The 10,030-nt window shown below is 65.6% G+C and carries 12 protein-coding genes; 7 read left to right on the top strand and 5 right to left on the bottom strand.

What is annotated here, in order from left to right; translation table 11 throughout:
- The 3 genes from NKJ34_RS12365 to NKJ34_RS12355 are packed head-to-tail and all read left to right on the top strand — an operon-like array spanning position 1 to position 2,170.
- Complete coding sequence (locus tag NKJ34_RS12365; RefSeq protein WP_253738616.1) at positions 1-267, top strand: ferredoxin; 267 nt, start codon at positions 1-3, stop codon at positions 265-267.
- On the top strand, positions 264-947 hold the full coding sequence (locus NKJ34_RS12360) for a cobalamin biosynthesis protein (protein WP_253738615.1): 684 nt from the start codon (positions 264-266) through the stop codon (positions 945-947). The genes NKJ34_RS12365 and NKJ34_RS12360 overlap by 4 nt, the downstream gene beginning before the upstream one ends.
- A complete protein-coding gene (locus tag NKJ34_RS12355) occupies positions 944-2,170 on the top strand; it encodes a CbiX/SirB N-terminal domain-containing protein (protein ID WP_253738614.1) in 1,227 nt (408 codons plus the stop codon). The genes NKJ34_RS12360 and NKJ34_RS12355 overlap by 4 nt, the downstream gene beginning before the upstream one ends.
- Positions 2,171-2,178: 8 nt before the next feature.
- On the opposite strand, the gene NKJ34_RS12350 is transcribed toward NKJ34_RS12355, so the two are convergent.
- Positions 2,179-3,057: a hypothetical protein gene (locus NKJ34_RS12350; protein ID WP_253738613.1), complete on the bottom strand. Its 879-nt coding sequence runs from the start codon at positions 3,055-3,057 to the stop codon at positions 2,179-2,181.
- Positions 3,058-3,134: 77 nt separating this feature from the next.
- Between NKJ34_RS12350 and NKJ34_RS12345 the strand changes: the two genes are divergently transcribed.
- The gene (locus NKJ34_RS12345) at positions 3,135-3,506 is read left to right on the top strand and encodes a DUF3209 family protein (protein ID WP_253738612.1); all 372 of its coding nucleotides are present in this window, start codon (positions 3,135-3,137) and stop codon (positions 3,504-3,506) included.
- A gap of 26 nt (positions 3,507-3,532) precedes the next feature.
- Here the strand turns inward: NKJ34_RS12345 and NKJ34_RS12340 are convergent, their stop codons facing one another.
- Positions 3,533-4,378: a SprT-like domain-containing protein gene (locus NKJ34_RS12340; protein ID WP_253738611.1), complete on the bottom strand. Its 846-nt coding sequence runs from the start codon at positions 4,376-4,378 to the stop codon at positions 3,533-3,535.
- A gap of 249 nt (positions 4,379-4,627) precedes the next feature.
- Positions 4,628-5,419, bottom strand: a complete 792-nt coding sequence (locus NKJ34_RS12335) for a TrmB family transcriptional regulator (RefSeq protein WP_253738610.1) — start codon at positions 5,417-5,419, stop codon at positions 4,628-4,630.
- 364 nt (positions 5,420-5,783) lie between these two features.
- Between NKJ34_RS12335 and NKJ34_RS12330 the strand changes: the two genes are divergently transcribed.
- A complete protein-coding gene (locus tag NKJ34_RS12330) occupies positions 5,784-6,560 on the top strand; it encodes a TrmB family transcriptional regulator (RefSeq protein WP_253738609.1) in 777 nt (258 codons plus the stop codon).
- Positions 6,561-6,562: 2 nt separating this feature from the next.
- Here NKJ34_RS12330 and NKJ34_RS12325 read toward each other — a convergent pair whose 3' ends face one another.
- Both NKJ34_RS12325 and NKJ34_RS12320 read right to left on the bottom strand, forming a co-directional pair.
- Positions 6,563-6,760 carry a heavy-metal-associated domain-containing protein gene (locus NKJ34_RS12325; RefSeq protein ID WP_253738608.1) on the bottom strand — a complete coding sequence of 66 codons (198 nt, stop codon included), beginning with the start codon at positions 6,758-6,760 and terminating at the stop codon, positions 6,563-6,565.
- Positions 6,761-6,826: 66 nt separating this feature from the next.
- Positions 6,827-7,603, bottom strand: a complete 777-nt coding sequence (locus NKJ34_RS12320; protein WP_253738607.1) for a 23S rRNA (uridine(2552)-2'-O)-methyltransferase — start codon at positions 7,601-7,603, stop codon at positions 6,827-6,829.
- Between the two features lie 174 nt (positions 7,604-7,777).
- Here NKJ34_RS12320 and NKJ34_RS12315 point away from each other — a divergent pair, with 174 nt between their 5' ends.
- On the top strand, positions 7,778-8,902 hold the full coding sequence (locus NKJ34_RS12315) for a histidine kinase N-terminal 7TM domain-containing protein (protein ID WP_253738606.1): 1,125 nt from the start codon (positions 7,778-7,780) through the stop codon (positions 8,900-8,902).
- Positions 8,788-10,026 (top strand): sensor histidine kinase, encoded by a 1,239-nt coding sequence (locus NKJ34_RS12310; protein ID WP_253738605.1) that lies wholly within the window; start codon positions 8,788-8,790, stop codon positions 10,024-10,026. Before NKJ34_RS12315 ends, NKJ34_RS12310 begins: the two co-directional genes overlap by 115 nt.
- Positions 10,027-10,030: the final 4 nt, after the last annotated feature.

The raw sequence follows: 10,030 nt of genomic DNA, 5'->3' as shown, positions 1-10,030 counted from the left end.
ATGACCACCTACGAAGTCACCCTCAACAAGGATCCCTGCGACGGCATCTTCGCCTGTCTCACCCGCGATCCACGGTTCGTGGAGGCCGACGACGGACTGGCGACGATCGACCCCGACGCCGATCCGATCTACGACGGCGGCGGCGAGGTCCACGAGGAAGACGGGAGGGTCGTCGCCACGTTCGACGACGACCGGATCGAGGAGGCCAAGCAGGCTGCGGCGGCCTGCCCTACGAACGCGATCGTCGTCGAGGAGGTCGAGGAATGAGCCTCGCGGCCCCCGCAGACCTGCTGGCGGGCCACCCCGCGACGGCCTACTTCTGGGGCCGCGTCGCCGGCGACGGCACGGTCCACCGCGACCACCTCACCGTGACGACTAACGACGAAGACGCCGCCGAGACGATCAGCCGGATCGTCGGCGGCGACGTCGACCACGACACGACCAGCCGCGAGTACGCCCACGACACCGACCTCACGAAGACCGAAGACGAGTACACCGTCGAAGTGACGAGCGACGATCTGTTCGGAACGAGTGGCTCGCTCGGCCTCCCGGTCGACGGCCGAGGCAACTACCGGTTCGCCGCCTTCGCCGACCACCGGCGTGATCTCCTCCGCGGCCTGCTCGAAGGGTGCGGCACGATCTGTTTCAAATCCTCCAGCGGCACGGTGGGCATCTCGTTCGTCCACGACGACGACGAGCTGCTCGAACTCGTTCAGCAACTCATCGACGACTGTCCCGTAGACGCCGCCTGCGGCGATCTCTCGGCGACCTCGTCGGGTGGCTACTGGTTCGGCGTCGACGACGATGTCGCGGCCGACTTCGGGATGTGGCTCTACGAAGGGACCGAAGACACCGGCCTGTTCGCGCCCAGCCGCCGCCGGAAACTCGTCCAGAGTCTCGATCAGGCAACAGACGTCGACTTCGACCGCTCACAGTTCGACCAATGAGTCAGGGTCAGCTTCGGAACGCCATCGATTCGGTCGACGACGAGGCCGTTCTGCTGGTCGGCCACGGCTCGCGCCGCGAGAAGTCCAACGAGCAGGTCCGGGAGTTGGCGGCGATGCTCGAAGATCGGTTGGAGATTCCGGTCGACGCCGCCTTTCTGGAGCTCGCCGAGCCCGCGATTCCCGATGCTATCGAGGGACTGGCATCGACCGTCGACTCCATCACGGTCGTCCAACTGTCGCTGTTCGCGGCGAGCCACGTCAAAAACGACGTGCCCCTCGCCGTGCAGCGGGCCCGCTCGACCCACGAAGCCGAGATCAACAACGGGGCCCACCTCGGGATTCACCCCGCGATCGTCGACCTGCTGGAGGACCGTGCGGCGGCCGTCGAGGACGAACTGGGCATCGACCGCGAGACCGACGACGTGGCCGTCGTCGTCTGCGGCCGCGGCTCCAGCGACCCCGACGCCAACGCCGACCTCCACAAGCTCTCGCGGCTGCTGTACGAGGGGCGAGCGTTTTCCCACGTCGAAGCCTCCTTTATCGGGATCACCGAGCCGACGTTGGACGACTCGCTGGCGGAGATCGCCAAACAGCGCCCCGATGCGGTCGTCGTCCTGCCGTACATGCTCGGCGATGGCGTCCTCACCGGGCGGATCCGCGAGTGGACCGACGAGTTCGATTCGGAGTACCCCTACGTCGACGCGCTGGCTGGCGACCCACTCGGCACCGACTCGCGGCTCCTCGACGTGCTGGGCGACCGCTGGCAGGAGGCTCGGACCGACAGCGTCGAGATGTCGTGTGACACCTGCAAGTACAAGGTCGACCTCACCGGCTACGAGGAGGATACCGGCGGCGCGCGGGCGATGCTCCGGGCGCTGACCCATCAGGAGACCCACGCCGACCGCAGCGACGTCGACGACGAGCCCCACACCCACGACGCCCCCGAGAAACATGTCGCCGTCTGCACGAACCAGACCTGCGCCGCGGATGGTGCACCCGCGGTGCTCGAACGCCTCCGGCAGGAGGCCCGTGACTCCAAAGAGTGTGACGCCCGGATCACGCGGTCGTCCTGTCTGGGGCGGTGCGGCGAGGGGCCGATGGTCGCGGTGTACCCCGAGAACGTGTGGTACGGCGGTGTCGAGGCCGCGGATGCCGAGCGGATCGTCTCCTCGCATCTCGACCGCGACCGGATCGTGAGCGACCTCGTTGATCAGACGCTGTAGCCGGCGGCTTACCGGCCGTCGGACTGGTCGACAACGACGATAATCGTCGGCTCCGAGCGCGTGCCCGCACAGTCCTCGCCGCGCTCGACGGCGACCGTCCGGTTGTCGGCGACCACCTCGGCCGGCAGTTCCGCCGAGGCCTCGATGGCGAGGTGCTGTGTGCCGCCCCGTGGAAGTCGATTCGAGCGCTCGTAACTCCGCGACTCGTAGCGAACCCTCACTCTCGCCTCTCGACCGGTGTTCCGGGCGTCGACGCCGGCGAGACAGCCCGACAGCGACGGCGGGTCGACCGCCCGCGTGAACACCGTGGGGTTGCTCGCGGTGAGCGTACCGATCTCCTGTTCGGTGTAGACACGGTTGGCCTCGGGGTCCTCGTGGGTCGGTGTCAGGACGGTCTCCTCGTCGAGACCGATGCTGTACTCGACGCCGCCGGCGCTGTCGACACCGACCAACAGGAGCCCGACGGCCGCGATAGCGACCACCGCGAGGCCGGCGGTCCGCCGGTCGACCGCCAGCCGGTCGCCCTGGAGGGCGTAGCCGAGACCGACGAACAGCCCGGCGGAGGCCGCAAGCAGGACGAACACGACCCCCTCGCTCGGCTCGTACCGCGAGATCACGTAGCCGAGACAGACGACGTACGCCAATCCCGAGACCGCAAACGCGACCGTATCCAGCGGCTCGCGGTCGACCGCGAGGCCGACGACGAAGAAGACGAGAAACGCGAGCAACAACAGCGCGGCGGTGACGGTAATCGAGAGGTCGAAAACGACCTCGCTGGCGAAGTACGCCAGCGTACCGAGGGCGAAGGCGACACCCAGCACGTACAGCAGGGTCTCGCCGTCGACGGTCGGGGTCATCGAACAGTCGCCGGTGGTGTCGGATCCCACATAGCTGCTTGGGTCGGTCAAACGGGCCCGAAAGCGATACCGAACCGGCTTTGAGGTGCGAACCCCACCACCGGAATATGAGCTGTCACGAGATCGAAGCGCTGCGGCTCGGGCTGATGAACGTCCTCGGTACGGCCGATCCGGCGGCCCGCGAACACGCCGAAGCGGAACTGGAGGGCCACCTCTCGGGCCCCATCGGGGCGCTGGCCGAGGCCGACTCGCTGGCCGCCATCGAACGTCATCTCGATGCCGCGCTGGTCGACCTCGAAGAAGAGATCGCCGACACACCCAGTGACGACCCCGAGTACGACTACCTCCGGGGCCGACTCGTCGCCGTCCGGGACGCCGAACGCGCCGTCCACCGCATCACCGCACAGGGCGAAAGCGTCCTCGCGGGGCTCGGCGAGGCCCACGACGTGCTTCACGAAACGTTCCCCGTCGAGGACTGATCGGCCCCTCAAGCGGTCCGGGTCGGCTACGACGGTCGCTCCGTCGAACCGATGTCGCGCCGATGGATCAGCGGCACTCGACCGTCGACGGCCGGATCCAACTCGCCGTCGGCGAACGCTCTGATCGTCGCGTCGTCGTGGTCGCCGTGGGCGAGATACCACGCGCCGGTCCGGAGGTGGAGCAGCACCTCGCAGTCGGTGCAGTAGCGGTAGCCCGTCGACCCCTCGCCGCCGTGGGCGGCCTGCCGAACGCTCTTGCAGAGCCGGTGTTTCCCCCACCACTCCCCGCAGTTCGGACAGCCGTAGACGTAGGCGAAATCCGACCGGCGGCGCTCGTAGTAGGTCGAACACCGCCCCGGCAACGCGAGGGGCTCGACCCACGCCCGAAAGGAGTCGCCGTGGCCCGTTTCGATGGTGAACCCGGCGTCGACCGCCGTGCTCTCGCCACCGGTCGCGGGCTCGGTATCGGCGTGGTCGCTGTAGCCGTCGGCGGCGGTCGCGGCCGCGCCGTCGGCCCGCAGTTCGATCCCCCGATCGGTGACGACGGCCCGCTGGCCTTGGTGTTGGTACTGCCACGCGTGGACGAGTTCGTGGCGGATAGTCTTCTTGCAGGCCTCGAAGCCGGCCCGCTCGTAGGTGTGTTCGGTCAGCGTGATCGTTACCCGACCCTCGCCGCCGTAGGAACACCGGCCGTGTCGACGCTTCGCGCGCGTCGAGGTCGCCCACGTGATCGCCGCGAGGTCGACGCCGTCGAGGGGCCACTCGTCGCCCCGAACCACGCGTTCGCCGTACCCACGGGCCCGCCGGGAGAGCTCGTGGTCGTCCCCCAGCCTGCCGACCGTGTCGACTTGCTGACTGTCTGTAGTTCCCACTGGTCGGCGGTTGGTGAGCTCCGGTATATATACTCACGGGTGGGGTCGGTCCGGCGTGTGGTCGGTGCCCGCGAGAGACTGTTACCCGGTTCATCAAAAATCGAACAGCCGTGAAAATGTCGCTGTTTAATGTTGATCCGTGGGCTCGATGTAGATGGGTAGACTCGTAGTCCGGGGTGTTCCCCGTCCCCGAACGTGCTACGCCTTCCTACCTGTTCCCCCACGTTTCGGCCCTTCCCCCTTCCGTATTTATCCGTCGGTGAACTCGCCTTGCGACATCAACCGACGCGCAATGACGACCAGCCCGTTGCCGAACCCCTCGCCGTAGATCGCGTGTTCCTCGTTCGTCGAGGGGACGATCGTACTCACCAGGATCTTCGAGCGGTCGATCAACACGAGCCGCCCGATGGCGGTCTCCTCGTCGTCGCCACCCTCGTCGCGGAGCCATCCCAGCCCCGAGACGAACGTGGTTGCCTCGGGGATCGCCTCCTGGATCGCGGTTCGGATGGCCTCGGTCGGCGCGCCGATCAGCAGGTCGACGCTCCGGGTCATCCCGGTTAGCTTGTCGATCAGCCGGTCGGTCAACAGCGACTCGTCGCCGACGACGAACACGACCTCGCTTTCGGCTTTGTCGAGCAGTTCGTTCGTCCGGCTCTCGATCGCCGTCGAGCCGGTCATCGCCCACACCTGCTGGATCGACGACTCCTCGCGGTCGTCGACCGTCTCCATGTCGTCCAGGGCGTTCCGGAGGCGGTCGACGCGGGTGTCGTACTGATCCCGGAGCGTGTCGGTCGCCTCCGACAGCGAGACCGCCCGAAACCGCTGGGGGCTCGAATGCTGGATCTCGACGAGTCCCTGGGCTTCGAGGATGCGAACCGCATCGTAGACGCGAGTGCGCGGCACGTCAGTCATCTCGCTGAGTCGCTTTGCGGTGCCCGTTGACAGCCGTGAGAGACCGACGAAACAGCGGGCTTCGTACTCCTTGAGCCCGAGCTGCTGGAGGACGTCGACGGCCTCGGTTACGTTATCTGATGTGGCCATGAATCAACAGTTCCGGTGAACCCGGTCATACAGAATACTCATGTCCCCAGACCCATAGCTATTGTCACTCGATTCGTGAAAATGATCCTGGGTCAAGCGGGACTATCCGTATAGACAGACGGCTGGTAACTTTTCACGCAAAAAGTGAAAATCTGTTGTGACGGTGGCCGTAACATACTGGCGAGTTCAACACTGGTGCTCATATAGAACGAACCCCACCGTTGTATAGATTTTCACCCAGTTAATCACAAAAACAATATACGCACAGAGGCCAACAGGAAGATAGTACCATTGGCATGATTGCTATCGTCGGCCATCTCACGCAGCCGCGGTCGACGGTAGCCGCCCGCTGTCAGCTCCCCGTATGACTACTCACCGTTCAGATCAGCACTCGACAGCCATCGAACAGCTCGAAGCGTTCAGACTCAGCACCTACGCGGCCCGAACGTTCGTCGCGCTCTCCAGTCTCGGCTCTGGAACCGCCAAGGAGGTCAGTCAGGTCGCCGACGTTCCGCGAACCCGCGTCTACGACGCCGTCGAGGAGCTCCGCGACCGGGGGCTGGTCGACGTTCAACAGTCCAGTCCCCAGCGATTTATCGCGGTTTCGGCCGAGACCACACGCCGAAAACTCGACCAGGACCTCCAACAGCGTCTCACGAAGTTGACGACGGCGCTCGATCAGCTCGAAGCGGTCGACAACGGGACCGAACAGCGGGGTATCTGGACGGTCAGCGGTCGGGAGACGATCGTCGACCGACTGCTGACGTTTTTCGGCGAGGCCGACTCGGAGATCGTCTACGTCGCCGACGATGGGTTCTGCTCGGAACGGCTCATCGAGGGACTTTCGGCGGCCGTCGACCGCGGCATCTCGGTCAGCGTCGGCGGACTTTCGGCCGAGACGATGGACCGCCTTCAGGCCGAGATGCCAGCCATCGACCGAATCGACCCCGCCGCCCGAGCCATCCCGATGGTCAGCCGGTTCCTGTTGGTCGACGGGAGTCGCACGCTGCTGAGCGTCCAGGTCGGCAACCCGACCCCGGACGCCGAGACGGCGATCTGGGGGGCCGGAGAGGCGAACGATCTCGTCGTGATACTCAAATCGATCTGCGGGTTTACAGGCTCGATCGACGGAAGTCAGTAACCCTACGCGACGACCTCGTAGCCGCTGTCTTCGATGGCCGACGTGACGGCTCCCTCGTCGACGTCGCCATCGACGACGACCTCACCGGCCTCGTGGTCGGCGTCGACGCCCTCACAGCCCGGTAGCTCCGAGACGGCGCTTTCGATGTTGGATTCACACCCGGTACAGCTCATCCCACTCACTGCGAGTGTCAGACGCATATATACCCGGAGCAGCCGGTGAGGTATTGATCTGACGGTCGAAACGAGAGCGTCCGCCAGCAGTCGTCAGTCGACGCGTTCGGCGAAGGCGAACTGGGGTTTGACGTCCGTAATGCGGACAGTCACGCTGTCGCCCGTCTCGGCCCCGGAGACGAAGACGGTGAAGTCGTCGACTTTGGCGATGCCGTCGCCCTCGTCGCCGACGTCGACGATCTCGACCTCTAGCTCGTCGCCAGTCGCCACCGGCGCGGTCAGGCGATGCTTGCCGATCAGATAGATCTCCGAGGAGCTGTCACGGGAGGCGTCGGGGCTCGACCGCCGGACGTACTGGAACTCCTCGCCGATTTCGGCTTCGAGGTCGTCGAGGTCCTGCCCCTGAAACACCTTGACGACGAAATCCCCGCCGGTGCCGAGGTGTTCGCAGGCAACCCCGAAGGCCTGCCGGGCCAGATGGACCGACCGGGCGTGGTCCAGTTCGTACTCGCCGGTCATGTTCGGGGCCATATCCGAGAGCACGACGTCCGCGCCCTCGTCGCCGATCAGCTCGCGGAGCCGATCCTTGGTCCGGTCGTCGGTCATATCGCCCTTGATCGTCTCGATGTTGTCGTGGTCGTCGAACTCCCGGATGCGCTGGAAGTCGACGCCGACTACCTTCCCGTGTTCGCCGACCTCTTCGGCGGCCACCCCCAGCCAACCGCCGGGCGCGGCCCCGAGGTCGACGACGGTGTTGCCGGGGCCGAACAGCCCCGCGGTCTCGTCGAGTTGTTTGAGCTTGAACGCCGCCCGCGAACGGTAGCCCTGCTGCTTGGCTCGGTTGTAGTATTTGTCTTTGCCGCGTCCCATTATCGCGTCGCCTCCGTGGGTCGGCGCGCTGGGCCTGCCGATACGATGGTGCTCATAGCCACTGCTACAGCCGTGAGACGGAAAAGCCGAGCGATGATCCGTCTCGAATAGCCGGCCGCCACTGACGTTCTCGTCGGGTTTAAATAATTGAAACATAACATTTTATCGGAGAGAATGGAGGAGTCGATCACCACACTGATCGGTGGCCTGCTGGCGATCGGTGGCGTCGTCGGCCTGAGCGTCGCCTACGTCGCCCTCCAGCACCGGGATCACCCGGCTGCCCGTCCGCTCGCGGGAATCGCCGGACTCCCGGGAATTGGAGGGCTCTGCTACGCGGCGCTGACGGTCGTCCACATCTCGCCGGTTACCGAGGCGGTGTTTGCCGTCGGCACAGGACTTCTCGTCTTCACCACTGGCTACTTCCCGATTTTCGTCTTAGCCTACACTGGCCGCGATGACTGGCTGACGCCGCGCCGTCGCCGGGCGATAGTCGGCTATTTCGGCCTGCTGGGTGTGATCAGTGCGGTCGACATCCTCAGGAAACCAGTCGTGATCGAGACAGTCAACGGCCTCACCTTTCCCGTGTTGTTGAACAGAGCCGAGGGGCTGCTGTTCGTGGTCGCCCTCGTCTCTTCGTACGCGGCGGTGTTTGCTTGCATGGGAGTTCTCGCGCGGTTCCTCATCTCGCCGCGGAACATGTACCGCAAACAGACGGCGCTCATCTTCGGGGCTATCGGCTTCACCGTCGTCGGTGGTGTCGTCTACGAGGTCGGGGTCAATATCCATCCAGGACTGAATCTCAACTCGGTGTTGTATTCGGCCGAGGCCGTGTTGATCGCACTGGCGTTGTTCCGGTATGAGTTTCTCAACGTCGAACCGCTCGCGCCCGAGGTGGTCCTCGAACGAATGGACGATCCCGTCTTCGTCCTCGACGACCGCTCGCGGATCGTCGACACGAACCCCGCGGCCCGCGGGCTGGTGAATACCCCCGATCCTGTCGGCACGCCCGCCGAGGAGCTGTTGCCGGGGCTGCTGGATGCGGCTACCAGCGACCGGGAGTTCGTGCCACAGGTCAGGGGTGACGGTCCCGGTCGGCGCGTCGACGGTGGGGCGTCGAGGTCTACGACTGCAACGCCGCCCCGATCAGCGACCAGTACGACCGCGACCGTGGGACGGTGGTCGTGTTGCGAGACATCTCGGTCCAGAAACAGCGCCAGCGGACGCTCGAACGCCTTCACGAAACGACCCGGCGGTTCCTCGGGGCCGAAACCGCCACCGAGGTCTGTGAGATCGCGGTGACGGCCGCCGACGAACTGCTCGAATACTCTTACTCCGGGGCGATGCTGTACGACCCGGAGGCGGATTTCCTCCGGGGAGCCGCCTTCGCCGACGGGCTCGAAACGGCGTTCGCCGACGCCGGGGGCAGCGACGAGCCGGGCGATCTGACGGTCGAACCGGGCGAGACGGACATCTGGCAGGTGTTCGAGACCGGCGAGCCGATGCGCGGCGAACCGATCGATACCGACACTGTCGACATCCCTGTCGACATCGGCGGCTCCCTGCTGTATCCGCTGGGCGAGTGGGGCGTACTGGGGATCAGTGCCGGAGCCGACTACGAGGGATTCAGCGACGACGACCGGCAGTTCGTCGAGCTGCTGGCCTCGACGACCGAAAACGCGCTCGAACGCGTAACCAAGGAGCGGGAACTCCGCGAGAGCCGCGAGCTCCTGTCGACGCGCAACGATCAGATCGAGTTCTTCAACAGCGTGCTCAGACACGACCTGCTCAACGGAATGCAGATCCTCCGCGGCCACGCCGATATGCTCGCCGATACCGTAGACGAGGAGTTGCGCTCCCACGTCGAGGTGATCGACGACCACAGCGCCGACATCGTCGACCTCACACAGAACGTGCGGGCGGTGACGAACTCGGTCGGCGAGGAGTCGGCGACGCTGGAGGCGGTCGACACCGGCACGCTGGTGGCCGAGAGCGTCTCGAAAACCCGCGGAAGCCACGACGACGTCACCATCACGGTCGGTACCGATCTCGATAGCCTGCCGCGGGTTCGGGCCAACGAGTTCCTCGCGGCCGTCTTCGAGAACCTGCTTGGCAACGCGGTCGAACACAACGACAGCGACCGCGTCGAGATCGAGGTCGACGCGGTCGTCGACGGCGAGACGGTCACGATCCGCATCGCGGACAACGGGCCGGGGATCGACGACGAGGCCAAACAGGAGGTCTTCGAGCGATCGATTACCGCCGAGGACTCCGGCTCAATCGGGTTCGGACTCTACTTCGTCCGTGTGATGGTCGACCGGTTCGGCGGCGACGTCTGGTTCGAGGACCGAGAGGACCGACAGGGGGCCGTCGCTGTCGTCGAACTCCCCCGGGCAGACGTCGAGGAAACCGGACCCGGCGAGTGACCGG

This window comes from Halohasta salina, assembly GCF_024178165.1.
Lineage (GTDB): Archaea > Halobacteriota > Halobacteria > Halobacteriales > Haloferacaceae > Halohasta > Halohasta salina.
Note: the sequence above shows the minus strand (reverse complement) of the source record. Positions and strands in the feature narration are given on the sequence as shown.

Coding starts and splice junctions, on each gene's coding strand:
- NKJ34_RS12345 (WP_253738612.1), top strand. CDS start 3,135: ATGAGCTGTCACGAGATCGAAGCGCTGCGGCTCGGGCTGATGAACGTC.
- NKJ34_RS12365 (WP_253738616.1), top strand. CDS start 1: ATGACCACCTACGAAGTCACCCTCAACAAGGATCCCTGCGACGGCATC.
- NKJ34_RS12330 (WP_253738609.1), top strand. CDS start 5,784: ATGACTACTCACCGTTCAGATCAGCACTCGACAGCCATCGAACAGCTC.
- NKJ34_RS12315 (WP_253738606.1), top strand. CDS start 7,778: ATGGAGGAGTCGATCACCACACTGATCGGTGGCCTGCTGGCGATCGGT.
- NKJ34_RS12355 (WP_253738614.1), top strand. CDS start 944: ATGAGTCAGGGTCAGCTTCGGAACGCCATCGATTCGGTCGACGACGAG.
- NKJ34_RS12335 (WP_253738610.1), bottom strand. CDS start 5,419: ATGGCCACATCAGATAACGTAACCGAGGCCGTCGACGTCCTCCAGCAG.
- NKJ34_RS12325 (WP_253738608.1), bottom strand. CDS start 6,760: ATGCGTCTGACACTCGCAGTGAGTGGGATGAGCTGTACCGGGTGTGAA.
- NKJ34_RS12320 (WP_253738607.1), bottom strand. CDS start 7,603: ATGGGACGCGGCAAAGACAAATACTACAACCGAGCCAAGCAGCAGGGC.
- NKJ34_RS12360 (WP_253738615.1), top strand. CDS start 264: ATGAGCCTCGCGGCCCCCGCAGACCTGCTGGCGGGCCACCCCGCGACG.